Annotated in this window: 26 protein-coding genes and 1 other annotated feature; of the genes, 24 read left to right on the top strand and 2 right to left on the bottom strand. The window is 41.4% G+C overall.

Annotation, left to right across the window (positions count from 1 at the left end):
* Positions 1-47: 47 nt before the first annotated feature.
* Positions 48-1,322: a replication-associated recombination protein A gene (locus ACIQXV_RS12915; protein WP_402959389.1), complete on the bottom strand. Its 1,275-nt coding sequence runs from the start codon at positions 1,320-1,322 to the stop codon at positions 48-50.
* A 150-nt stretch (positions 1,323-1,472) separates the two neighbouring features.
* On the opposite strand from ACIQXV_RS12915, the gene cymR reads away from it, so the two are divergent.
* The 21 genes from cymR to ACIQXV_RS12810 all read left to right on the top strand — a co-directional run bounded on the left by cymR (position 1,473) and on the right by ACIQXV_RS12810 (position 22,009).
* The gene (cymR, locus tag ACIQXV_RS12910; RefSeq protein ID WP_402959387.1) at positions 1,473-1,892 is read left to right on the top strand and encodes a cysteine metabolism transcriptional regulator CymR; all 420 of its coding nucleotides are present in this window, start codon (positions 1,473-1,475) and stop codon (positions 1,890-1,892) included.
* 45 nt (positions 1,893-1,937) lie between these two features.
* Complete coding sequence (locus ACIQXV_RS12905; protein WP_402959385.1) at positions 1,938-3,080, top strand: cysteine desulfurase family protein; 1,143 nt, start codon at positions 1,938-1,940, stop codon at positions 3,078-3,080.
* Between the two features lie 40 nt (positions 3,081-3,120).
* On the top strand, positions 3,121-4,239 hold the full coding sequence (gene mnmA / locus ACIQXV_RS12900; protein WP_402959383.1) for a tRNA 2-thiouridine(34) synthase MnmA: 1,119 nt from the start codon (positions 3,121-3,123) through the stop codon (positions 4,237-4,239).
* 82 nt (positions 4,240-4,321) lie between these two features.
* Positions 4,322-4,975, top strand: a complete 654-nt coding sequence (locus ACIQXV_RS12895) for a tetratricopeptide repeat protein (protein WP_402959382.1) — start codon at positions 4,322-4,324, stop codon at positions 4,973-4,975.
* A gap of 32 nt (positions 4,976-5,007) precedes the next feature.
* Positions 5,008-7,419, top strand: coding sequence for an SF1B family DNA helicase RecD2 (gene recD2 / locus ACIQXV_RS12890; protein WP_402959380.1), 2,412 nt, complete (start codon positions 5,008-5,010; stop codon positions 7,417-7,419).
* Positions 7,420-7,452: 33 nt separating this feature from the next.
* Entirely contained in the window at positions 7,453-7,929 is a 477-nt protein-coding gene (locus tag ACIQXV_RS12885; protein WP_402959379.1) for a PRC-barrel domain-containing protein, read from the top strand.
* A gap of 11 nt (positions 7,930-7,940) precedes the next feature.
* Entirely contained in the window at positions 7,941-8,132 is a 192-nt protein-coding gene (locus tag ACIQXV_RS12880; protein WP_007084553.1) for a hypothetical protein, read from the top strand.
* A gap of 61 nt (positions 8,133-8,193) precedes the next feature.
* Positions 8,194-8,328, top strand: a complete 135-nt coding sequence (locus ACIQXV_RS12875; protein WP_402959376.1) for a YrzQ family protein — start codon at positions 8,194-8,196, stop codon at positions 8,326-8,328.
* Between the two features lie 88 nt (positions 8,329-8,416).
* A complete protein-coding gene (locus ACIQXV_RS12870; RefSeq protein WP_402959374.1) occupies positions 8,417-9,481 on the top strand; it encodes an AI-2E family transporter in 1,065 nt (354 codons plus the stop codon).
* Between the two features lie 45 nt (positions 9,482-9,526).
* Positions 9,527-9,760: a binding site (T-box leader), on the top strand.
* Between the two features lie 55 nt (positions 9,761-9,815).
* Positions 9,816-12,452, top strand: coding sequence for an alanine--tRNA ligase (gene alaS / locus ACIQXV_RS12865; RefSeq protein ID WP_402959372.1), 2,637 nt, complete (start codon positions 9,816-9,818; stop codon positions 12,450-12,452).
* Positions 12,453-12,568: 116 nt separating this feature from the next.
* Entirely contained in the window at positions 12,569-12,835 is a 267-nt protein-coding gene (locus ACIQXV_RS12860; protein ID WP_007084549.1) for an IreB family regulatory phosphoprotein, read from the top strand.
* A 3-nt stretch (positions 12,836-12,838) separates the two neighbouring features.
* Positions 12,839-13,255, top strand: a complete 417-nt coding sequence (ruvX, locus tag ACIQXV_RS12855) for a Holliday junction resolvase RuvX (protein WP_402959370.1) — start codon at positions 12,839-12,841, stop codon at positions 13,253-13,255.
* A gap of 12 nt (positions 13,256-13,267) precedes the next feature.
* A complete protein-coding gene (locus tag ACIQXV_RS12850; RefSeq protein ID WP_402959368.1) occupies positions 13,268-13,573 on the top strand; it encodes a DUF1292 domain-containing protein in 306 nt (101 codons plus the stop codon).
* Positions 13,574-13,786: 213 nt separating this feature from the next.
* On the top strand, positions 13,787-14,923 hold the full coding sequence (mltG, locus tag ACIQXV_RS12845) for an endolytic transglycosylase MltG (RefSeq protein ID WP_402959366.1): 1,137 nt from the start codon (positions 13,787-13,789) through the stop codon (positions 14,921-14,923).
* A 292-nt stretch (positions 14,924-15,215) separates the two neighbouring features.
* On the top strand, positions 15,216-15,866 hold the full coding sequence (locus tag ACIQXV_RS12840) for an O-methyltransferase (protein WP_402959364.1): 651 nt from the start codon (positions 15,216-15,218) through the stop codon (positions 15,864-15,866).
* Positions 15,863-16,792, top strand: a complete 930-nt coding sequence (locus tag ACIQXV_RS12835) for a peptidase U32 family protein (protein WP_402959362.1) — start codon at positions 15,863-15,865, stop codon at positions 16,790-16,792. The genes ACIQXV_RS12840 and ACIQXV_RS12835 overlap by 4 nt, the downstream gene beginning before the upstream one ends.
* 61 nt (positions 16,793-16,853) lie before the next feature.
* On the top strand, positions 16,854-18,125 hold the full coding sequence (locus ACIQXV_RS12830; protein ID WP_402959360.1) for a peptidase U32 family protein: 1,272 nt from the start codon (positions 16,854-16,856) through the stop codon (positions 18,123-18,125).
* Between the two features lies 1 nt (position 18,126).
* The gene (udk, locus tag ACIQXV_RS12825) at positions 18,127-18,762 is read left to right on the top strand and encodes a uridine kinase (RefSeq protein ID WP_402959358.1); all 636 of its coding nucleotides are present in this window, start codon (positions 18,127-18,129) and stop codon (positions 18,760-18,762) included.
* A 156-nt stretch (positions 18,763-18,918) separates the two neighbouring features.
* Positions 18,919-19,395, top strand: a complete 477-nt coding sequence (gene greA, locus ACIQXV_RS12820; protein WP_402959356.1) for a transcription elongation factor GreA — start codon at positions 18,919-18,921, stop codon at positions 19,393-19,395.
* 136 nt (positions 19,396-19,531) lie between these two features.
* Positions 19,532-21,295, top strand: coding sequence for a peptidoglycan D,D-transpeptidase FtsI family protein (locus tag ACIQXV_RS12815; RefSeq protein ID WP_402959354.1), 1,764 nt, complete (start codon positions 19,532-19,534; stop codon positions 21,293-21,295).
* Positions 21,296-21,370: 75 nt separating this feature from the next.
* Positions 21,371-22,009, top strand: a complete 639-nt coding sequence (locus tag ACIQXV_RS12810) for a YrrS family protein (RefSeq protein ID WP_402959352.1) — start codon at positions 21,371-21,373, stop codon at positions 22,007-22,009.
* Positions 22,010-22,041: 32 nt separating this feature from the next.
* Here the strand turns inward: ACIQXV_RS12810 and ACIQXV_RS12805 are convergent, their stop codons facing one another.
* Positions 22,042-22,245 carry a DUF2536 family protein gene (locus ACIQXV_RS12805; protein WP_402959350.1) on the bottom strand — a complete coding sequence of 68 codons (204 nt, stop codon included), beginning with the start codon at positions 22,243-22,245 and terminating at the stop codon, positions 22,042-22,044.
* 296 nt (positions 22,246-22,541) lie between these two features.
* On the opposite strand from ACIQXV_RS12805, the gene mtnN reads away from it, so the two are divergent.
* From mtnN to ACIQXV_RS12790, 3 genes are read left to right on the top strand one after another with little or no spacing between them, the layout of a single operon-like run.
* Positions 22,542-23,237 carry a 5'-methylthioadenosine/S-adenosylhomocysteine nucleosidase gene (mtnN, locus tag ACIQXV_RS12800; protein ID WP_402959348.1) on the top strand — a complete coding sequence of 232 codons (696 nt, stop codon included), beginning with the start codon at positions 22,542-22,544 and terminating at the stop codon, positions 23,235-23,237.
* Between the two features lie 10 nt (positions 23,238-23,247).
* Positions 23,248-24,171, top strand: a complete 924-nt coding sequence (locus ACIQXV_RS12795; RefSeq protein ID WP_402959346.1) for a PLP-dependent cysteine synthase family protein — start codon at positions 23,248-23,250, stop codon at positions 24,169-24,171.
* Entirely contained in the window at positions 24,172-25,305 is a 1,134-nt protein-coding gene (locus ACIQXV_RS12790; protein WP_402959344.1) for a bifunctional cystathionine gamma-lyase/homocysteine desulfhydrase, read from the top strand. It begins immediately after the preceding gene.
* The last annotated feature ends 19 nt before the right edge of the window (positions 25,306-25,324 follow it).

The following is a 25,324-nucleotide window of genomic DNA, read 5'->3' as shown; positions in this document are numbered from 1 at the left end:
AAATTTTCACATGGTGCCTGTCACCTTTACTACTTTAGCTACTATTACTACTTTTTCGATCTTGTTAACTTTTCGTAGACTGTGGCTAGGGCTTGTTCGAATTTCCCGGTTTTTTTGGGCTTGTAGTATTGTTTGTTTTTTAATTTGTTCGGTAGGTATTGCTGCGGGACCCAGCCATTTTCATAATCGTGTGGGTACATATAGCCAATCCCTCTGCCAAGTTCTTTTGCCCCTTTGTAATGTGCATCTTTAAGATGGTCTGGGACTTCGCCGACGATTCCTTTTTGAATATCATCAAGGGCTGCTTGAATCGCCATGACTGCAGAATTAGACTTTGGTGATAAGCATAATTCAATGACGGCATTGGCCAATGGAATCCTTGCTTCGGGAAAGCCAATTCTTTCTGCTGTTTCAATCGCAGCCAATGTACGTGCACCTGCTTGCGGATTGGCTAGGCCGATATCTTCATACGCTATGACAATTAGACGACGGCTGATACTTGGAAGGTCGCCCGCTTCGATTAATCTGCCAAGATAGTGGAGAGCCGCATTAACGTCACTTCCGCGAATTGATTTTTGAAAAGCTGATAGGACGTCATAGTGCCCATCCCCGTCTTTATCGGCAACCAAGCTTTTCTTTTGCAAACATTCTTCGGCTGTCCCCACATCGATTTGGATGATGCCGTCATCATCTTGATCCGTTGATAACACCGCCAATTCCAGTGCGTTTAAAGAGCTTCTTACGTCCCCATTAGAGCCCTGGGCAAAATGCTGTAAAGCTTCATCGGAAATCTCAATTTTCAATCCGCCAAAGCCGCGCTCTCCATCGTCAACGGCGCGCAACAATGCTTGCTTCACTTCATCAGGTGTTAACGGTTTTAGCTCGAAAATTTGACAGCGGCTGCGGATTGCTGGGTTAATTGCATGATAAGGGTTACTCGTGGTTGCTCCGATTAACACAATCATCCCGTTTTCCAAAAAAGGCAGTAAAAAATCCTGCTTCGCTTTATCTAACCGATGGACTTCATCAAGAAGCAGAATCACTTTCCCAGACATTTTTGCCTCTGCAGCGACGATTTCCATATCTTTTTTATTATTGGTGACCGCGTTTAGTGTCCGAAAGGCATATTTCGTACTACCGGCAATAGCGCTGGCAATCGAAGTTTTGCCAATTCCTGGCGGTCCATATAAAATCATTGATGTCAGCTGTTTCGCTTTTACCATTCTGGCAATGATTTTTCCGTCGCCAACCAGATGCTGTTGGCCGACAACTTCTTCGATCGTTCTAGGACGCATACGAAAAGCTAATGGTTTTTGCTGCATAATCATCTCTCCAAAAAACAAAGTTCCCTACTTATTACAATACCATTTTCCCTTGCAAAAGCATATTGAAGAAGAATATGATATAATTTCTAAAGCCTATCAATTTACTGAGATATTTTTATATATAGATTATGAATAGAGGTGCAAGTGATGAAAATTTCTACAAAAGGACGTTATGGTCTGACTATCATGATTGAACTTGCGAAAAAACATGGTGAAGGTCCTACTTCCTTAAAAACGATTGCCCAAGCAAATGATTTATCGGAACATTATTTAGAACAGTTAATTGCTCCACTTCGGAATGCCGGATTAGTAAAGAGCATCAGGGGTGCTTACGGCGGCTACATTCTTACAAATGAGCCCTCTAAAATTACGGCTGGGGATGTGATTCGCGTGCTAGAAGGACCGATTACTCCCGTGGAAGGAATTGAAGATGAGGAACCGGCCAAGCGTGAGCTTTGGATCCGCATTCGCGATGCCATTAAAGACGTATTGGATAATACGACATTAGAAGACTTGGCAAGTCATAGTGAGGATCATGAACCAGACGGTTATATGTTTTATATTTAATGTAAAAAGTAATGCTAGAGACTTATTTTGATTGAAGGTGTAATGATGGAACGAATTTATCTCGACCATGCGGCAACCACTCCGATGCACCCAAGGGTTATAGAAAAAATGCTTGAAGTCATGAATGCGACTTTTGGGAATCCTTCAAGCATTCATTCATATGGCAGGGAAGCCCGCCATTATATTGATTTAGCACGTGCGGCGATGGCCCAAAGCATTGGGGCAAAGGAAAGTGAGATTATTTTTACAGGCGGTGGAACCGAAGCGGATAATATGGCTTTATTCGGGGTCGCTGAAAGCTTCCAGAATAACGGCAAGCATATTATTACTACCCAGGTGGAACACCATGCCGTTCTCCATGCTTGCCAAAAATTAGAAAAGATCGGTTTTGAGGTCACCTATTTGCCAGTCGATGAAACTGGAAGAATCACTGTAGCAGACCTCCAAGCAGCATTAAGGGATGATACCATTCTTGTTTCTGTTATGTATGGAAACAATGAAGTCGGAACGATTCAACCGATTTCGGAAATTGGACAACTTTTAAAAAATCATCCTGCCATCTTCCATACCGATGCGGTTCAGGCTTATGGGGTGGAAGACATTGATGTCAATGAGAGCTTGATTGATTTATTATCCGTTTCTGCCCATAAAATTAATGGCCCAAAAGGAACAGGATTTCTGTTTGCAAGGTCAAATGTAAAACTTTCTCCTCGTCTATTTGGCGGCGATCAAGAAAGAAAACGCCGTGCAGGAACGGAAAATGTCGCCTCCATTGCCGGGTTTCATGAAGCTGTTCTTATTGCAAGTGATGAACGGCAGGTTAAAAAAGAGCGGTTCATGGCGTTTAAAGAAGTTTTGCTGCAAAAGCTCCGTGAACTAGAGGTAGAATTTGCTATAAACGGATCGCTTGAATATTCGTTGCCACATGTATTAAACTTAAGCTTTCCTGGGACAAGTGTGGAGGCAATGCTGGTCAACCTTGATTTAGCAGGAATTGCTGTTTCGAGCGGGTCAGCCTGCACTGCTGGTTCGATTGAACCTTCCCATGTCCTTGTTGCCATGTTTGGTAAACAATCAGAGCGCTTAATCAATTCGATTCGCTTCAGCTTCGGCTTTAATACAACGACTGAGGAAGTCATGAAGGCAGCTGAAGAAATTGGTAAAGTGGTTTCGCGTCTGAAAAAATAAATGTACAACGATGCTTCGGTATAGTGAGAGGTGAAAAAAAATGGAAAGAAAAGATCCGAAAAATACTAGGGTTGTTGTCGGAATGTCAGGAGGCGTTGATTCCTCTGTTGCAGCACTTTTATTAAAGCAGCAAGGCTATGACGTCATCGGCATTTTTATGAAAAACTGGGATGACACCGATGAAAACGGCGTATGTACAGCGACAGAAGACTACGAGGATGTTATCCGTGTTTGCAATCAAATTGGCATCCCCTATTATGCGGTTAATTTTGAAAAACAATATTGGGATAAGGTCTTTACCTATTTCCTTGATGAATATAAAGCGGGCAGGACACCTAATCCTGACGTCATGTGCAACAAAGAAATAAAATTTAAAGCATTCCTCGAACATGCGGTGAATTTGGGGGCGGATTACCTTGCTACTGGTCACTACGCCCAAGTTGAGTACCGCGATGGTGAATATAAAATGCTCCGCGGTCTTGACGAAAATAAAGACCAAACCTATTTCTTGAATCAATTATCGCAGGAACAACTTAGTAAAGTGATGTTCCCGATCGGGAATCTTGAAAAATCAAGTGTTCGTGAAATTGCGAAGGAGGCAAACCTTGCAACTGCTGCGAAAAAGGACAGCACTGGGATTTGCTTTATCGGGGAGCGGAATTTTAAAGAGTTTTTAGGTCAATATCTGCCTGCTCAGCCGGGAAATATGGAAACCTTTGATGGTGAAGTTAAGGGCAAGCATGAAGGTCTGATGTATCATACAATCGGTCAGCGTCACGGGTTGGGAATTGGCGGTTCGGGCGAGCCTTGGTTTGCTATCGGTAAGGATTTAAAAAGAAATATCCTTTATGTTGGACAAGGCTTTCATCATGAAAAACTATATTCTGATGCGATTACCGCTGTTAATGTAAGCTGGGTATCCAATCGTGAAAAGCCTGCCGAGTTTGAATGTACAGCCAAATTCCGGTATCGTCAGGAAGACCATAAAGTGACCGTTCGTCTCTTAGAGGGCGATAAGGTACAAGTTCTTTTTCACGAACCGATTCGGGCCATCACTCCAGGTCAAGCCGCTGTGTTTTACAATGGCGACGAATGTCTTGGCGGTGGAACAATCGACGAAGTGTATAAAAATGGTGAACGTTTAACATATGTTGGCTAGTTTTTGACCCTGATTCCTATTTTGGAGTCGGGGTTTTTTTGACAAATATGATATACTTTCTTTTAGGATTGGAGCTGAAAAAATGGATAAAAACCAATTAGGTGTTAAATACATGCAAGAGGGCAACTGGGAAGAGGCGGCAAAAGCCTTTAATGAGGCCATTGAAGAAAATCCAACTGATCCCGTTGCCTATATAAATTTTGGAAACGTCCTTTCTGCCGTCGGCGATGATGAAAAGGCGTTAAAATTTTACCAAAAAGCGCTTGAAATAGATGAAAACACTGCGGCGGCTTACTATAGCATCGGTAACCTTTTATTTACAAAAGACCTTTTCAACGAAGCAAAAAATATGTTTGAAACAGCGATGAAAAAAGGTCTGCACACAAGCGACAATTACTTTATGTTGGGATTAACACTTGTTCAATTGCAGCAAGGTCGATTCGCTCTCCCCTATTTACAAAGAAGTGTTGAACTAAATGAACAGGATGCGGAGGCACGATTTCAATATGGATTATGTCTGGCACAGCTCGAAATGATTGACGACGCCATCACTCAATTCGAAAAATGTATCGAGCTGGATCCAAGCCATTCAGATGCATTTTACAATTTAGGGGTTTCTTATGCCTTTAAAGAAAATGCAGTACTAGCACTCGAAATGCTGAATAAAGCACTCGACATACAACCAGACCATTTACTTGCAGGTCATGCAAAAAAACTGATTGAAAATAACCGATAATTTTTACTTTCAACCGAAAGGAGGGAGCCAAAATGGAAAAACAAGACTCACTTGATTTATTTGCAGAGCAGGGAAAATTCGTCAAAGGTCGGCCGATTGTAACGATTTTTCACAACGAACAAAATCTTTACACCGTCTTAAGGATCCGCGTTGATGAGACAAATGATGAATATGATGATAAAGAAGCGGTGATTACCGGTTATTTTCCAAAAATTCATGAACAGGAAACCTATATTTTTTTCGGGGAATTTAAGGATCATCCAAAATTCGGGGTGCAATTTCATACAAATCATTTCCGGAAGGACATGCCACAGACCAAACAAGGAGTAATTGCCTATTTATCAGGTGAAATGTTTAAAGGGATCGGTAAAAAAACGGCACAGAGCATTGTTGAAACATTAGGAGAAAATGCGATCTCCAAAATTCTCAATCAGCCTTCCTTGCTTGATTCCATTCCAAAACTCCCTCCTGAAAAAGCGAAAACACTTTACGATACGCTGATGGAGCATCAAGGGCTCGAGCAGGTTATGGTCGCCTTAAATCAATATGGCTTTGGACCGCAGATTTCGATGAGGATTTATCAAGCCTATAAAGAGGAAACGCTAAATACGATTCAAAAAAATCCCTATCAGCTTGTTGAAGATATCGAAGGCATCGGTTTTGGCCGTGCGGACGAGCTTGGCTACCAGCTGGGGATCTCCGGAAACCATCCGGATCGGATAAAAGCTGCTTGTCTTTACACCCTGGAAAGTGAAAGCATGCAAACAGGCCATGTTTATATGCATGCGCAAGATTTGCTTGAGCAGGTGAAGGCACTCCTCGAGGACAACAAGCGTGATCAAATTGAATACATAGATATTTCACATGAGCTTATTAAGCTCGAAGAAGAGGGGAAAATTCAAGGTGAGGAAAAACGAGTCTATTTGCCTACCTTATTTTTCGCGGAAAAAGGTCTTGTAACGAGCATTAACCGGATTTTACAACAAACGGAATACAAGGATCAATTCCCTGAATCGGAATTTCTACTGGCATTAGGAGGTTTGGAAGACCGCTTAGGGGTACAATATGCACCAACACAACGAGAAGCAATTCAAACAGCATTAATGTCGCCCATGTTGATCTTAACGGGCGGACCTGGTACTGGGAAAACGACTGTTATCAAAGGAATTGTTGAACTATATGCAGAACTTCATGGCTGTTCCTTAGAGCTGAAGGATTATCACAAAAAGGATGAGCCGTTTCCGTTTTTACTGGCAGCACCAACCGGACGTGCTGCTAAACGAATGACAGAGTCGACAGGACTGCCTGCAGTAACAATCCACCGATTACTTGGTTTTAACGGGACAGAAGTCCTTGACCGAGATGATGCCAATTCCTTAGAAGGAAAAATATTAATTGTGGACGAGACCTCGATGCTCGATATTTGGCTTGCCAATCAATTGTTTAGAGCACTCCCAGAGAATATTCAAGTTATTATGGTTGGCGACGAAGACCAACTGCCATCTGTCGGACCGGGACAGGTTTTAAAGGACTTGCTGCAGTCTGAGCGGATTCCTACCGTCCGCCTTACCGATATTTACCGGCAGGCAGAGGGTTCTTCCATTATCGAATTGGCACATGATATAAAAAAGGGCTATCTCCCTGCTAATATTACCGCAAAGCAGGCCGATCGTTCGTTTATTAAATGTTCAACGGCGCAGGTTGCACAAGTGGTTGAAAAAGTAGCCCTTAATGCCAAAAATAAAGGGTATTCAGCAAAAGATATCCAGGTGCTGGCACCGATGTACAGAGGGCCAGCCGGAATCGACCGCTTGAATGTACTGCTACAGGAAATTTTTAACCCGAATCCTGACGGCAAACGGAAGGAAATTGCATTTGGGGAAGTCAAATACCGCATCGGTGATAAGGTGCTCCAGCTTGTGAACCAGCCGGAAAGCAATGTCTTTAATGGCGATATTGGAGAAATTATCTCGATTATTTATGCGAAGGAAAACACCGAAAAACAAGATATGATTTATATTTCTTTTGAAGGCAATGAGGTCGAATACACAAGGCAGGACTTAAATCAAATCACCCATGCTTACTGCTGCTCGGTGCATAAGTCACAGGGAAGTGAATTTCCCATTGTTATTCTCCCCATTACAAGAAGTTATTACCGGATGCTGCGGAGAAATTTAATTTATACCGCGATTACGAGAAGTAAACAATCGTTGATTTTATGCGGTGAAGAGGATGCCCTTAGAATGGGGGTTGAAAGAGCCGACGAACTCTCAAGACAAACGACCCTCTGCCAAAAGCTGCAAGAATCGATTTCCGAAAATGAGACCCTACCCCAAGAGGAGAATTCTGCGGATGAATTGTCTTACGAGGAAGTATTAATGAAAGTTAATCCAATGGTAGGGATGGAAAACGTTTCACCTTATGATTTTATGGTAATTGACTAAAACTATAAATGTTCACAGGAGGTGGGACACTCTTTGCGGACATTTTCTTTATTAAAAGGACAGCCTGTATTTGACACAAGAAGTGGGACAAAAATCGGTGAGATTAGTGACCTATGTATTTTAAGCACTGGAAAAGTCAAAGGCCTTTTGGTTAAAAAAGGCGTTTTCTTCAAACAATCTTATTTTTTGGACATTCAAAATGTGGCATCTTTTGGCTGGGATGGGGTTATGGTTACCGATACCGGGCAATTGCAAAAGATGAAACAAAGTCCGGAATATACGCTAAATCATCAACATTCATTAGATGGGATGATGATGCTCTCAAAGAGCGGGGAATCTCTTGGATTGTTGAAAGATGTATATTTTCAAGAAGAAGTGGGCACAATCGTAGGGTACGAAATCACGGATGGCTTCTTTTCGGATATCACGGAAGGTAAACAAGTCATTCAATCCGGGAAGCCCTTAGCGATCGGAAAGGATGCCATTATCGTAGATGTAAATGATACGTGAGGTGTCTTTTCATGTTTAAGTGTCCAAATTGTCAAAGCAAGGATATCGGCAAAATTGGTATCAACCAATACTATTGCTGGAACTGTTTTATTGAGCTTTCAGTTGCCCAAGGTATAATTAATACCCATCAAGTCGAAGAAGACGGGTCACTAAGTTCTTTAGATGATTTGTTTGAAGAAGAAGAGCGTCGGTACACCCTTTAAACGAAGATAAGCAGAAAGTGCAACGCTGCAGCTTTGACAATTCATCAAAGAGGTGAGTCGTATGAATAAAATGATAACGACCATGATTGTTTTTGGTGCTGGTATGGCAGCATATAATATTGCCGAAAGAAATAATATGATGTCTGCCCGCAATATGAAAAGACTGCAAAAGAAAGTAAAACGAGCGATATTTTAAAAGGTCAATCCCCCTCTAGAAAAGGGGGATTTTTAGTTGTATATTTCCTCCAATTGACTCTAAAACTAACCAAAAGGAGGCATGGAAAGTGGATATTCGTATGAAATGGTATTACCGAATCGGTTTTTTGCTCCTTTTATTAATTGCCATTTTTGTTTTTCTAAAAATAAGTTTCGTGTGGATGCCAATTGTGAGGATGGCAGCCATTATCATTCTCCCTTTTGTTATTGGCGGGTTTATCACCTATTTACTTCACCCAATTGTTGAAAAATTACATGAAAAAGGGCTTCACCGCGGGCTTGCCATCCTAATTATTTATATTATCTTTTTTGGCGGGATTTTTGTTGGTCTGTATAAAGGAATACCAGCAATCATTGATCAATTAAAAGACCTATCTGAAAGTGCCCCAGCTTTTGCCGAGCAATACCGCGGCTGGATTGATACGCTTCAATCACACACAAGGGCCTGGCCGGATGGACTGCAGGCACGCATCAATGAAGGCATTGATACCTTTGAAAAAAAAATGGACTCATTACTGACCATCATCGTGAACATCTTAATGAAATTTTTAAATTCGGCAGTCCTCATTCTGATTATTCCGTTCATTGCTTTTTATATGTTGAAGGATTTCACGTTAATTAAACGGGCTGTGTGGTATATTACCCCCAAAAAATGGCGCAAGAAGGGTACACTCTTTCTAAAGGATGTCGATGAATCCCTCGGTAGTTATATCAGGGGACAGCTCCTTGTTTGTATCATTATCGGCAGTATCTCTGCCCTATTATTTTGGGTTTTTGACTTAAAATATCCCTTATTATTAGGGTTAATAGTTGGTGCGACGAACGTAATCCCCTATTTCGGACCGATTATCGGAGCGGTGCCGGCAGTTATTATTGCAGCGACTACTTCTGTAAAATTAGTGATAATTACCTTAGTGATTGTTTTCGGTCTGCAATTTCTTGAAGGGAATATCTTGTCCCCCTATATTGTCGGTAAAAGTCTGCATATGCACCCATTAGTCATTATGGTTGCGTTAACTGCTGGTGGAGAAATTGGCGGGATATTAGGGCTGATCCTAGCTGTCCCGGTCCTTGCTGTGCTTAAAGTGGGGATTATTCATGCGAAAAATCATTTTATTCATGAATCAAATTGACAAACAATATCTAGGTAGCTATAATTCGTCATATAGAATAGTTGTAGGAAAATGTAGAAGGATCCAAGTATGTTGTAGTCCATCTGTAACGCGTTCATGCGCAAAAGAGAGAAGCTTCCCCGGCTGAAAGAAGCTTTAGATGAAGGATGACAGAAAGCTAATCCGGAGTGCAGCTAACCACTGCCGTTACTGCCGCGTTAAGGCATTATTGAGAGATGAATACAGATTTATTGTATTCATAATCAGGGTGGTACCGCGAGACAAGCTCTCGTCCCTGTTTTGGGATGAGGGCTTTTTTGTATGCTTTTTTAACTATTCAAGGAGGTCTACTGTAATGAAAAATTTAACTGGGTCACAAATCCGCTCGATGTTTTTACAATTTTTTAACGAAGAAAAAGGACACACGATTGAACCGAGTGCATCGCTTGTTCCGCATGATGACCCATCATTGTTGTGGATCAATAGTGGTGTTGCAACCTTAAAGAAATACTTTGATGGACGTGTCGTTCCGGAAAATCCACGGATTACAAATGCACAAAAATCAATCAGAACGAATGATATTGAAAATGTCGGAAAAACTGCCCGCCACCATACGTTCTTTGAAATGCTTGGCAATTTTTCCATCGGTGAATATTTCAAACAAGAAGCCATTGCATGGGCATGGGAGTTTTTAACTGACGAAAAATGGATTGGCTGGGATCCAGAACTACTATCAGTTACCGTCCACCCAGAAGATCATGAAGCATTTGAAATATGGAATAAAACGATTGGCATTCCCGAGGAACGCATTATTCGTCTTGAAGGAAACTTCTGGGATATCGGTGAAGGTCCAAGCGGTCCGAATACCGAAATCTTCTATGACCGCGGACCAGAATACGGAAATGACCCAAGTGATCCGGAATTATATCCAGGCGGTGAAAACGAGCGTTATCTTGAAGTTTGGAACCTTGTTTTTTCACAATTTAACCATAACCCTGATGGCACCTATACACCGCTGCCAAAGAAAAATATTGATACAGGCATGGGACTAGAGCGAATGGCATCTGTCGTTCAAAATGTTCCAACCAATTTTGATACCGATTTATTTATCCCGATTATCCGGGCAACAGAGGAAATCTCCGGAGAAAAATATGGCGTTGATAAAGAACGCGATGTTGCCTTTAAAGTAATCGCTGACCATATCCGTACAGTTGCTTTTGCTGTTGGGGACGGGGCATTGCCATCAAACGAAGGACGAGGCTATGTATTGCGCCGATTGCTGCGCCGGGCTGTCCGCTATGCAAAACAAATCAATATTAACCGCCCATTCATGTTTGAACTTGTTCCTGTCGTGGGCGAAATTATGTATGACTTCTATCCGGAAGTAAAAGACAAGACCGAGTTCATTCAAAAGGTTATTAAAAATGAAGAAGAGCGTTTCCACGAAACTCTTCATGAAGGCTTAACTATTTTAGCAAGTGTTATTAAAAAGGAGAAGGAAAAAGGCAGCGATACCATCACTGGTGCCGATGTGTTCCGTCTGTATGATACATACGGATTCCCTGTGGAATTAACCGAAGAATATGCCGAAGAAGAGGGCATGAAGGTTGATCATCAAGGCTTCGAGGTAGAAATGGAACAGCAGCGTGAGCGTGCTCGTGCAGCCCGTCATGATGTCGATTCGATGCAGGTTCAAAAGGGCGTGCTTCGCGATGTTACCGTCCAAAGCAAATTTGTTGGCTATGATCAGCTTGAGACAAGCTCAACCGTTGCGGCAATTATTAAAAATGGGGATCTAGTAGAAGAAGCATTCAGCGGTGAAGAGGTACAGCTTATTCTTGATTTAACACCATTTTATGCTGAAAGCGGTGGACAAATCGCTGACCGCGGGTTGATTGAAGGAGAAGGCGTAACGGTTGCTGTAAAGGATGTTCAAAAGGCACCGAATGGTCAAAACCTTCATCAAGTAGTGGTAAAGAGCGGCACGTTAAAAACGAACCACCAAGTGTCAGCAAAGGTGGACGCTGAAAATCGCGTAAAAATCATTAAAAATCATACAGCTACCCATTTGCTGCATCAGGCATTAAAAGATGTCCTTGGCGAACATGTTAACCAAGCCGGTTCCCTTGTCGAGCCTGACCGACTTCGGTTTGACTTTTCGCATTTTGGTCAAATTACGCCGGATGAACTGGAACAAATCGAAAAAATCGTGAACGAAAAAATCTGGCGAAACATCGAAGTGAACATTAGCCTAAAACCAATTGCCGAAGCAAAAGCAATGGGGGCAATGGCGCTGTTTGGTGAAAAATATGGTGATATTGTCCGCGTTGTAAGGGTCGGTGATTACAGTCTCGAGCTTTGCGGCGGATGCCATGTACCGAATACATCTGTCATTGGGGTATTTAAAATTGTTTCAGAAGGCGGAATCGGTGCCGGCACTAGAAGGATTGAGGCAGTAACAGGTGAATCAGCATACAAATCATTAAATGAGCAAGTTGGTTTGTTAAAGGATGCTGCTGAAAAACTTAAAACAAATCCAAAAGATATTGTGAACCGCATTGATAGTCTAATGGTTGAAATCAAACAACTGCAGCGGGAAAACGAATCACTTGCAACAAAACTTGGAAATATTGAAGCTGGCAGCCTCGTATCAAAAGCAAAAGAAATTGATGGCGTTACAGTTTTAGCTGCAAAGGTGCAAGCAGCTGATATGAATAACTTGAGAAATATGGCTGATGACCTGAAACAAAAACTTGGATCAGTTGTCATCGTCCTCGGCAGTGCGCATGACGGTAAAGTGAATTTAATTGCGGCTGTTACCAAGGATTTAATTGAAAAAGGCTACCATGCAGGGAAATTAATTAAAGAAGTAGCTACTCGCTGCGGTGGAGGCGGCGGAGGCCGTCCGGATATGGCACAAGCCGGCGGTAAAGACCCTGAAAAACTGGATGCTGCTCTGCAATTCGTGGAGGAATGGGTAAAATCCATTTGATAATAGGACAAAGTAGTGTAAAATGTAGGTAATAAATCTAAAAAGCTTCAGCACCTAGGCGCTGAAGCTAGACAATACCAATTCTCTCCTCTATTCAGAAAGGTGAGGTGCATGGAATGAGTTCATTTGACAAAACGATGCGATTTAATTTTCCTGAAGAGCCATTTGAACACGATGTAAAGGACGTTCTTTTGCAAGTCTATGAGGCTTTGCAGGAAAAAGGGTACAATCCTATCAATCAAATTGTCGGCTACCTATTATCCGGAGATCCTGCCTATATTCCACGTCATCGCGATGCCCGTAACATCATTCGTAAGCTGGAACGGGATGAAATTATTGAGGAATTAGTCAAATCCTATTTAAAACAACAACGAGAGGTTTAAGTAATGCGCGCAATGGGTTTAGACGTAGGCTCAAAAACTGTCGGTGTTGCCCTTAGTGATGAGCTGGGGTGGACAGCACAGGGTCTCAAAACCCTCAAAATCAATGAAGAAAAGCAAGAGTTTGGTTTTGAGGAAATTGGTCAATTAATAAAAGAGTATCAAGTTGATACAGTCGTCATCGGTTTTCCTAAAAATATGAATGGAACGGTTGGACCGCGCGGTGAAGCTAGTAAGCAATTTGCTTCTGAAATTGAAGCCAGATTTGCTGTGCCAACCGTACTGTGGGACGAGCGGCTGACAACAATGGCAGCCGAACGCGTATTGATTGAAGCAGATGTCAGTCGAAAAAAACGGAAGAAGGTCATCGATAAAATGGCAGCGGTGATGATTCTTCAGGGTTATCTTGATAGCAAAAATTAATGAGGTGAAAAAATGACACACGAACATGATCATAACGAAGAGGATCGCTATATCACACTTGTAGATGAAAATGGCGATGAACAATTATTTGAAATACTTTTCACATTTGATTCAGATGAATTTGAAAAGTCCTATGTATTCTTTTATCCAGTAGGAGCAAACGAAGATGAAGAAGAAGAAATCGACATTCTGACTTATGCTTACATTCCAACTGAAGACGGCGGTTTTGGTGAGTTAATGGAAATCGAGACGGACGAAGAATGGGACATGGTAGAAGAGGTATTCAATACCTTTAACGAGGAACAAGAAGAAGAGTAAAACGGAGAATCGGCTGCGCTGTAGCCGATTCTTTCTTTTTAAGATCGACTTTGAGAATTGTCCAGCTCCAGCGCCCTAGCGCTTTTCTTTTTTGACAAATTCATTGATAAATTGACATTTTTCTCACTATATGCTGAAATTATTATGATACCTTTTTTCTAATAATTTTATAATGGCGATGTATTCGTTGGGTCAAAGGGAAGGAGGAAAAAGATGACAAAAGAAGAAAAGGGGACAAAAAAAGAGGTTATTCGGCAAAAAATGCTTGAACAGCACCATGAAGCAAGAATTGTCCGCAAGATTGTTTTGATCATTTCTATCTTATTGCTATTATTCATAGTCTTAATTGGCGGCGGAGGATATCTCTACATACAATCAGCACTTAAGCCTGTTGACTCTAACAGTAAGAAACAGAAAACAGTAGAAATTCCGTTAGGGTCTTCAGTGACAGGGATTGGCGAAAAATTAGAAGCAAATGGAATTATAAAAAATGCAAAAGTCTTTAAATATTATGTCAAGCTGAAAAATGAAGGTGGATTTATGGCTGGAGATTATCAGCTAAGTCCATCAATGGATGTTCCTGAAATTGTCAGCCGCCTGAAAACGGGTAAGGTACTAGCGAAAGCAAGCTTTAAAATTGCGGTTCCAGAAGGAAAGCAGCTTAAAGAAATTGCCGCCATTATGGCAAAAGCTACAAACCAAAACGAAGATGATGTGTTTAATAAATTGAACAATAAAGAATTTATTAAAACACTAATGGTTAAATACCCGGACGTATTAACGGAAGAAATTCTTCATTCTACGGTGAAATATCCATTGGAAGGCTACTTATATCCGGCAACGTATCCATTTTATAAGCCTAATCCATCTGTTGAAGAAATGGTCACTGCGATGTTGGATAAAACAAGGAACGTTTTAGTTGATTACACCGAAGCAAGTAACGAAAAAAAGCTTTCCGTTCACCAATTATTAACAATGGCCTCTTTGGTGGAGGAGGAGGCTACCGAGAAAGCCGATCGTAAAACGATTGCAAGTGTTTTCTATAATCGGATCAAAAAAGGAATGCCGCTGCAAACGGATCCAACTGTTTTATACGCACAAGGGAAACACAAAGACAAGGTATTATATGAGGATTTAGAAGTAAATTCACCATATAATACGTATAAAAATACGGGTCTGCCTCCAGGTCCGATATCCAATGCCGGCAAGGTTTCGATTGAAGCAGCATTAGACCCGGCGGAAACAGATTATTATTACTTCCTGGCAACTCCTGAGGGCGTTGTTATTTTTACAAAAACATTGGATGAACATAATCAAGAAAAAGCAAAACATATTACCAATAAAAAATAATTATTTCATGGGGGAAAGATTAGCATTCCCTCTTTTTTTATGGTAGAATAATTCAGGTGTTTTAATAAGTATTTTATAGCGTACCTCACAGTAAGGTGATTTGCGGCAGTGTTTGCCCGAAAGCGCATCGGAGCTTGAACCCTTTGCGCAGATTAACATTTCCTGTGAACGCTATTTTTTCATGTCTACAGAGCACTAAATTGAGAGAAAATAGAAATATTTGGCTTTGGCAATTGTCCGGATCCATTTTTTTCTTTTAAGAATGCTTTTTTAGAATTGAGGTGAGGGCAGCTTGTTAAATGAGAAGCTGCATTTTTATATAGAAGGTTTAATTTCAGGGCGAAGCCCATTGTTTACTGAAATGGAGAGTTATGCAAAAGAACATAATGTCCCCATTATGGAGCTTGCAGGAATTGAAACAATGCTGCAATTATTGCGAATTCATCAATCTATAAAAATTCTGGAGGTCGGGACAGCGATTGGTTATTCTGCCTTAAGGATGGCCTCTGGCCTTCCAAATGCTAAAATTGTTACGATTGAACGAGACAATGAACGAATTACCGTCGCAAAAGACTTTATCCAGCGTTCCGGGATAGGTGAGCAAATTACTTTAATCGAAGGTGATGCGCTGGAGGTTGAAGAACAAGTAAGTGGACACGCACCGTTTGATGCCGTATTTATCGATGCGGCTAAAGGCCAATACAAAAAATTCTTTGAAATGTATGAAAACTATCTTAGTCATGATGGAATGATTATTACCGATAATGTGCTGTTTAAAGGCCTTGTCGCTGAAAGAGAGATTGAATCAAAAAGAACCCGTAATCTTGTTAAGAAAATTGACGAGTTTAACCATTGGTTAATGAATCATCCGGATTATGATTCCGTGATTGTGCCTGTTGGTGACGGAGTCGCAATTAGCAAAAGGAGAGGTGAGAGGAAATGAAAAAAACAGAATTGCTTGTCACTCCATTGACAGTTGATGATATTTTACCATTAGTGGAAGCCGGTGCAGATGCCTTTGTTGTCGGTGAGCAGCGATATGGGTTACGACTTGCAGGTGAATTCAAGCGTGAGGACGTTCAAAAGGCGATTGAGCTAGCACACAGCAAGGGAAAAAAAGTTTATGTGGCCATGAATGCCATTTTTCATAATGAAAAAATTGATGAACTTGCTGATTATCTTCAATTTGCCGCAGCGGCATCGGCGGATGCCATTATCTTTGGCGATCCAGCTGTTTTAATGACGGCGAGGGAAGTTGTTCCAGAAATGAAGCTACATTGGAGTACGGAAACACTTGGTACGAATTGGTTCTCTTGCAACTATTGGGGCAAAAAAGGTGCCAAACGTTCGGTACTTGCCCGTGAGATTAACATGGATGCTATCGTGGAAACAAAAGAAAATGCAGAAGTAGAAATTGAAGTACTAGTCCATGGAATGAGCTGCATGTTCCAATCAAAACGCTCACTGCTTGGTAACTATTTTGAGTATCAAGGAAAAGTCATGGAAATAGAAAATCGTAAAATGCAAAAAAATATGTTCTTACATGATGTAGAACGCAGTAATAAATATCCAATTTTTGAAGATTCAAATGGAACACATATCATGAGTCCAAACGATATGTGTATTATTGATGAGCTTCAGGAAATGTTAGAAGCTGGCGTGGATTCATTTAAAATTGATGGAATATTAAAGAGCTCAGAATATATTCTTACAGTAACGAAACTCTATCGCAAGGCGATTGATCTATTTTTCGAAGATCCAGATCTTTATGATGAACAAAAGGATGAATTGTTAGCAGCTATTGAGGAAATCCAGCCAGCTAATCGTTCATTAGATACAGGGTTCTATTTCAAAGAAACCGTTTATTGATAGAAAAGCGAAAGCACCTAGGCGCTGTAGCTAGACATAAATTTAGGAGGAGTTCAAAATCGTGAATATCGTTAAAGATAAGATATCTAAGGTTGTCGATGGGAAACGTGTCATTATCAAGAAGCCGGAACTCCTTGCTCCAGCAGGTAATCTTGAGAAATTGAAAATTGCCGTTCATTATGGCGCAGATGCCGTTTTTATTGGCGGACAGGAATATGGTCTCCGTTCGAACGCAGATAACTTTACCTTCGAAGAAATGAAAGAAGGGGTCGAGTTTGCTAAGAAATACGGAGCGAAGATTTATGTGACCACCAACATTTTTGCTCACAATGAAAATATTGCTGGTCTAGAGAAATACATTCAAGGCTTGAAAGAAACAGGGATTGCCGGAATTATTGTCGCCGATCCGCTCATTATTGAAACTTGCCGCCGAATTGCACCAGCGATAGAAATTCATATCAGTACGCAGCAATCCATAACGAATTGGCAGACTGCTCAGTTTTGGAAGGAATCAGGAGCAGAACGTGTCGTTTTAGCCCGTGAGGTAGGTGCGGAAGAAATCAGTGAAATGAAGGAAAAGGTCGATGTTGAGATTGAAACCTTTGTCCATGGTGCAATGTGTATCGCTTATTCCGGACGTTGTACGTTAAGTAATCATATGACGGCAAGGGATTCCAACCGCGGTGGCTGTTGTCAGTCATGCCGTTGGAATTATGATCTTTATAAGCTTGAAGATAACAACAATGAAGTTTCCTTTCACGGAGACAATGACGACCCGTTTGCTATGAGTCCCATGGATCTTAATCTAATTCAATCGATTCCACAGATGATTGAACTTGGAATTGACAGCTTGAAAATTGAAGGCCGGATGAAATCAATTCATTACATTGCAACAGTTGTTAGTGTTTACCGCAAGGTGATCGATGCCTATTGTGCAGATCCAGAGAATTTTGTCATTCAGCGTGAATGGTTAGAGGAACTGGATAAATGCGCTAACCGTGAGACTGCGCCTGCGTTTTTTGAAGGGGTTCCCGGGTATAAAGAGCAAATGTTTGGTAATCATAGCAAGAAGACAAAGTTTGAATTTGTTGGTCTTGTGCTGGATTACAACGAAGAAACACAAATCGTTACATTGCAGCAACGAAACCATTTTAAACCAGGGGAAGAAATCGAATTCTTCGGCCCGGAAATTCAGAACTTTACACATGTGATTGATAAAATTTGGGATGAAAAAGGTAATGAATTGGATGCAGCCAGACATCCACTTCAGATTGTGCAATTTAAATTGGACAAACCGGTATACCCTAACAACATGATGCGAAAGGAGAACTAGCATGAGACGTAAACCTGTTGTTATTGGTGTAACCGGTGGCTCCGGCTCCGGAAAAACCAGTGTAACAAAAGCTATTTATGAAAGTTTAAAAGATCATTCCATTTTAGTGATTGAACAGGATTATTATTATAAGGATCAAAGCGATGTGCCATTTGAAGAACGTTTGAAAACAAATTATGACCATCCACTTGCCTTTGATAATGATTTACTCATTGAACATATCGAGAAGCTTTTACGCTATGAGGCAATAGAAAAGCCGGTTTATGATTACTCCATCCACACCCGTTCAGACCAAATCATTCCGGTTGAACCGAAGGATGTTATCATTCTAGAAGGGATATTAGTGCTTGAGGATGAGCGTCTCCGCAATTTAATGGACATTAAATTGTACGTTGATACGGATGCTGATATAAGAATCATTCGCCGTCTGACACGTGATATTAAGGATCGAGGGCGGACGTTTGATTCTGTTACCGAACAATATTTAAATGTTGTCCGTCCAATGCATAATCAGTTTATCGAACCAACGAAGCGTTATGCCGATCTAATTATCCCTGAAGGTGGACAAAATCATGTTGCTGTTGATTTAATGGTCACAAAAATTCAAACAATTCTTGAACAAAAGTCATTTTTATGACACAATAGCAAATGAAAAGCTAAAATAAATATTTTAAAGTGCGCGCCCTTCAGAAAAGGACGCGCTCCTATGTATTATGCGAATCTGCATAATACCTACATACACTACATACACAATTCTTTTGGGGGATTGTGAAGACTAGAAGGAGTGAGGGTTTTGGCTACAGAGAAAGTATTTCCAATGACACAAGCCGGAAAAGACAAACTTGAACAAGAACTTGAGTATTTAAAATCAGTGAAACGTAAAGAAGTGGTCGAACGGATTAAAATCGCGAGAAGCTTCGGGGATTTATCTGAAAACTCTGAGTATGATTCCGCGAAAGAAGAGCAAGCATTTGTAGAGGGCCGAATTACAACCTTAGAAAATATGATCCGCAATGCCAAGATTATTGCCGAAAGCGAAATGGCTGGGGACTCAGTTGCTTTAGGCAGATCGGTAACGTTTGTAGAACTTCCTGATGGTGAAGAAGAGACATATTCGATTGTCGGAAGTGCCGAGGCAGATCCATTTGAGGGGAAAATTTCAAACGACTCGCCAATTGCCAAAAGCCTTTTAGGCAAAAAGGTTGGCGATCAAGTATCTGTTCAAACACCCGGCGGTGAGATGAGCGTCCGCATTGTCAGCATTAAATAAGAAAAGCAGAAGTGCCTGCCCGGGGGCTTATGACTCCTAGGCGCTGGAGCTGGACAATAATTGAAATTATTACGATTCAATTAAATATTGTTTGAAAATCAAGAACCTCGTCAAGACTTTTGACGAGGTGTTTTTTATGTGGAGAAAACGAGCACTAGGATGGCTTTTTATTTGTATAACCGGGTTGGTCCTGCTTTTGGTGCGTTTAATGCAAATCCAATTAATGGAGACAAAGACATTTTCAAAACATAATGTGAATTTACTTGAAGAAAGTGTCAAACAAAGAACGCAGGAGCTAGTGATTGATAATGGCAGAGGCAACTTCCTTGATCGAAACGGTGCTATGCTGACACATAAAAAGGTTTCAGTTCTCGTTCTTTTTCCATTTTTAAAAAAGATGGATTGGGAGGCTGAGAAGGTTTCTGTTTTTTCAGGAATTCCGGTAAATGTGCTGAAAATGGCTGTAGATGGAGCGAAAAAACCGTTTGCATATGGTGACCCGCAGCCTGTTGAATTGACTACCTCCCAAATGGAAAGAATTAATGCGTTGGAAATTCCCGGAGTATTTGCGATTGAAAAGAAGTTTGAACGCCGAGAAGTTCCGGCGGAGCAGTTAATTGGCCTGACAGGGGAAAATCCAAAGGAGCTGAAGAAGCGTTATCCAAACAAGGAACTATCTGAAAAAACCTTATTGGGTGTATCGGGTCTTGAGGAAAGCTTTGATGAATTCCTGCTTCCAGAGGGGAAATCAAAGCTTGTCTACCATGTAGATGGCGGAGGGGCCCCGCTATTTGGAATCAACGTTAAGTATGTCGATCCGGCGAACCCGTTTTACCCTGTGAATGTACGGACAACCCTAGATAAAAGCCTTCAGCAAAAAGCTGAAGATCTCGTTGATCAGTATCAAATTAAAAAAGGAGGCCTCATTCTCCTCGATATTGAGGAAAATAGTGTGCTTGCGATGGTTTCACGTCCAATGATTAATAAAAAGGATCCCTACAGCGGCGGGGGAATTACGAATATGATGTTGAAGCAGCAAATTGCTGGCTCTGTTTTTAAAACTGTTGTGGCTGCTGCGGCAATTGACCAAAATCTTGATAATCCGACGCGTCTCTTTGACTGCAGTAAAAAGATTAATGGCAAACCAGAACTAAAATATGATTATGGAATGTTAGATTTTACGAATAGCTTTGCCAGAAGCTGTAATCGTGCGTTTGGAGAATTGGCAAAGGAATTACAAAAAACGGATCCACACCTCCTCGAAGATTATGCGACTAAATTGTCGCTGACAGGCTCTGTCGGCTGGCAAGGAGATGTATACCATACAACTGACTTCAAACAATTTTCTGATGAAGATAAAGGTAGAATTTTTCTATCTGATGAGGCTAGAAAAGATGCCAATTTTGCAGCGATGTCAGGTATTGGGCAGCATGAGGTGCGTGTCACACCATTAGCTGCAGCCAATATGATGGCCACCATTGCCAGAGGTGGTAAAAAGGAAATGGTTCGTGCTGTTTCGAAAATTGAGTATAAAAATGGTACGACGATGGTTGATTTCCCCGAGCAAAGCTTAAAAGGGGATACCATTTCTCCTTACACAGCGATGAAGCTGCAAAAGCTGCTGCGGGAAGTGGTGCTAAACCCAAATGGAACGGGAAGATGGTTTAAAGATTTGCCATACGAGGTGGCGGGGAAATCAGGGACTGCCGAAACAGGTAAATACGAAAATGGCATGCAGCTTCATAATAAATGGTTTGCCGGTTATTTCCCCTATCAAAATCCCAAATACGCTCTAGTGGCGGTGAATTTGGATGTGAAGGATTCCGAGGGCGGGATTAACTTGTTATATGCCGATATGGTGAAGATGTTATATGAAAGAAATCATAGCAATGGAGATTGAAATGGTTTTTCCTTCAAGTTCTCAGTAAATCATGTTAGAATATTGAGAGCCTTATTTATTGGGGGAGTGATTTAATTGAATAATGATTTCAATCAAAATTCGCGTTCAGGATATCGTGCGAAAAGAAAAAAGACGAATATCGTCTTAAATAGTTTAATCATCATTGTCCTGTTATTGATTATTTTTGTTGCTTATACTATTTTCGCCTCAGGCGGTGATGATAAAGCAGCGCCAAAGAAGGAAACTCCAAAAACAGAGCAAAAAGAAACAGTGCATAAAGAGAAAAAGACCAAAGAGGATAAAAAAGTCACCAAGGATGACAGTTCTTCTAAAGATGCAACGGAAGAAGAGCAAGTAAGTGAGGAAGCCTCCACACCCGAAAAGACAGATGATTCCCAAGCAGTGGTTTCCGAGGATGGCACCACATTCGAAAATCCTTCTTGGAAACCTGTTGGCACAACCCAGACAGGGGAACATACTCCAGTTTATAGTGGAGTAGATTGGGATGAGATGCTTAGCGCCATCTCTTATGCCACAGGGATAGATAAAAGCAATAATATGACTGTCATTTGGCTTGGCAGAGATCAATCTAAAGCGAATGCCTCGGTTGGTACTGTATCTGCAAAAGATACAAAGGAAAAATATAAAGTATTTATCGAGTGGGTGGACGGCCAAGGCTGGAAACCTACGAAGGTAATCAAATTGACGGACTAAAAAAACAAGGATGGGCCATAATGGGCGCCATCCTATTTCTTTTTAAAATGAACAACTGCCGTAAAGTATGTTTGGCCGTTTTCGTTCACATGCATTTGGTGGGAGACGGAGTGAACCCCTAGCAGGATGGCTCTATTCTCATCAATCTGTGATTCAATCTTTTTTTGCAATGTTTTCAAATTATTAGCCTCGAAAAATTCAACTTTATCCTCAATTAAATCAAATTGAAAATTCACCGTGATCATTCCTTTCCATAACATAATTTTAGTTAATTCTCTTGATGCTGGCAATGGATTTGAATAAAATTGTGAAGTATGATAACATGATTCCGGTTAAATTCATAGTATACTCATAGGAATAACATCATATTATTTTAAAATATCAAGAGAGTTGCCGATAATGAAAAAAGAGTCGGATTCATGCTATGGCAAGCTTCTTTTAAAAAAGGTAGAATAGTGTTTATGGATACGATGCAGGAATCCAGAAACATAATAATAATGATATTGTAAAACAATAAGAAAGAGGTTCAGTAATGAAAGTAGCCATCATCGGTGCAATGGAAGAAGAAGTCACTTTACTACGAGACAATATTGAGGGGCAAACACAGGAAACAGTTGCAGGCTGTGAATTTACATTTGGAAAAATGCACGGTGCAGATGTCATCTTGCTGCGATCCGGGATTGGGAAGGTAAACGCGGCCATGTCTACGACCATCCTGCTTGAAAAATATAAGCCAGATTATATTATTAATACTGGTTCAGCAGGGGGCTTCAATCCTGCACTTAATGTTGGGGATGCTGTTATTTCAACGGAAGTCCGCCATCATGATGTAGATGTGACTGCCTTTGGCTATGAATATGGGCAGGTGCCACAGCTTCCGGCAGCATTTATCGCTGACGAAAGGTTAATGTCTGTCGCTGAAGCAGCAGCAAAGGAACTGGAAAATTTCCAAATCGTAACAGGCTTGATTGTGACAGGGGATTCTTTTATGGAAGACCCAGCTCGCGTCGATTTTGTTCGGTCGAAATTTGAGGATTTACAAGCGGTTGAAATGGAAGCGGCGGCGATTGCGCAAGTGGCTCACCGTTTTTCCGTTCCATTTGTGATTATCCGCTCACTTTCGGACATTGCCGGAAAAGAATCCGAAATTTCGTTTGATCAGTTTATTGATAAGGCGGCCACTAATTCTGCTACATTGGTCATGAAAATGGTGGCAGCTTTAAAGTAGGGGTGGAGAAATGCAGGTCTACAAAAATGTACATGAATTAATTGGGCACACACCAATCGTTGAAATTACACAATTTCCATTGCCTGAAGGTGTTCGCATTTTTGCGAAGCTGGAATTCATGAACCCTGGGGGGAGTGTTAAAGACCGGCTGGGAATTGAGCTGTTAAATGAGGCGTTTTCAAGTGGGAAACTCCGAGAGGGTGGAACGATCATTGAGCCGACTGCTGGTAATACTGGAATTGGTTTAGCACTTGCTGCGATAAATAAAGGCGTTCACGTCATTTTTTGTGTACCCGAAAAGTTCAGCATGGAAAAGCAGGATATCATGAAAGCACTTGGGGCAAAAATCGTGCATACACCAACGGAGAAAGGCATTAAGGGGGCGATTGCTAGGGCGGAGGAGCTTTTGAAAGAAATTCCCGGTTCCTATTGCCCGCAGCAATTTGCTAACCCTGCTAATCCTGCCACGTATTACAAAACTCTGGGACCGGAGCTTTGGGATCAACTTGATGGTGACATTGATATTTTTGTTGCAGGTGCAGGTTCAGGCGGTACATTCATGGGGTCCGCCCGTTATTTAAAAGAAAAAAAGAAGCAAATAAAAACGGTAATTGTCGAGCCAGAGGGGTCCATCTTAAATGGAGGCAAATCGGGCCCCCATAAAACGGAGGGCATTGGCATGGAATTCTTGCCTCCTTTTATGGAGCCTGCCTATTTTGACGCCATTCATACCGTTATAGATGTTGATGCCTTTCGTTTCGTTAAAGAGTTAGCCGCAAAAGAAGGGCTGCTTGTTGGCAGTTCTTCAGGGGCAGCCTTTTTTGCTGCACTGAAAGAGGCTAAAACTGCAACACCAGGTACAAACATCGTGGTTATTTTTCCTGATGGCAGTGAACGATATTTAAGCAAAAAAATCTTTGAGGGGGGTATTTAAGTGAGAAGAAAAACAAAATTGATTCATGGCGGCATAAGTGAAGATCCGGCAACAGGTGCTGTTTCATTCCCAATATATCAAGTTAGTACGTATAAACAGGAAGGTGTCGGCGGGCATAAAGGCTTCGAATATTCCCGTACTGGCAATCCAACTAGACATGCACTTGAAGAGCTGATTAAAGATATTGAAGGCGGAAAGGCAGGATTTGCGTTTGGCTCCGGGATGGCGGCAATTACCGCTGTCATTATGCTTTTTAACAGCGGTGACCACGTCATCTTAACTGACGATGTGTATGGAGGCACATTCCGTGTAATGACGAAGGTGTTGAATCGTTTCGGCATTGATTCAACATTTGTTGATACAAGTAATTTAGAGAATATTAAAAGTGAAATCAGACCTAATACGCGGGCTGTTTATTTAGAAACACCGACAAACCCGCTTTTAAAGGTTACGGATATCGAGGCTGCGGCAAAGCTTGCAAAAGAACATGGACTTTTGACGATTGTCGACAACACATTCTCGACCCCATATTGGCAAAACCCGATTGAGCTTGGTGCCGATATTGTTCTTCATAGTGCAACAAAATACATTGGCGGTCATAGCGATGTAGTGGCCGGCTTAGTGGTTGTTAATAGTGATAAGCTTGCAGAAGACCTGCACTTTGTCCAAAACTCGACTGGCGGTGTTCTAGGGCCTCAGGATTCATGGCTGTTAATCAGAGGGATCAAAACACTAGGTATCCGCATGGAAGAAACGGAAGCGAATACAAAGAGTATTGTTGAGTTTTTACAAGGTCACTCTAAGGTGAAGAAAGTATTTTACCCTGGTTTGGAATCACATTCCAATCATGACATTGCCAAGAAACAGGCAAGAGGGTTTGGCGGCATGGTTTCATTTGATGTAGGCAGTGCCGAAAATGCAGACCTATTACTCAGCAAGGTGAAATATTTTACATTGGCAGAAAGTCTAGGAGCAGTAGAAAGCCTAATCTCCGTTCCAGCAAGAATGACCCATGCCTCTATCCCTGCGGAGAGAAGAGCAGAACTTGGCATCACAGACGGCCTAGTCCGCATCTCGGTCGGACTCGAAGACATCGAGGATCTCATTGAGGATCTTACACAGGCATTGGAATAAGAAAGAGAGGTTTGATCCG

Source organism: Neobacillus sp. NPDC097160 (assembly GCF_044762155.1).
In the GTDB taxonomy this organism is placed as follows: Bacteria; Bacillota; Bacilli; order Bacillales; family Cytobacillaceae; genus Neobacillus.
This window is presented reverse-complemented; position numbering and strand designations above follow the sequence as displayed.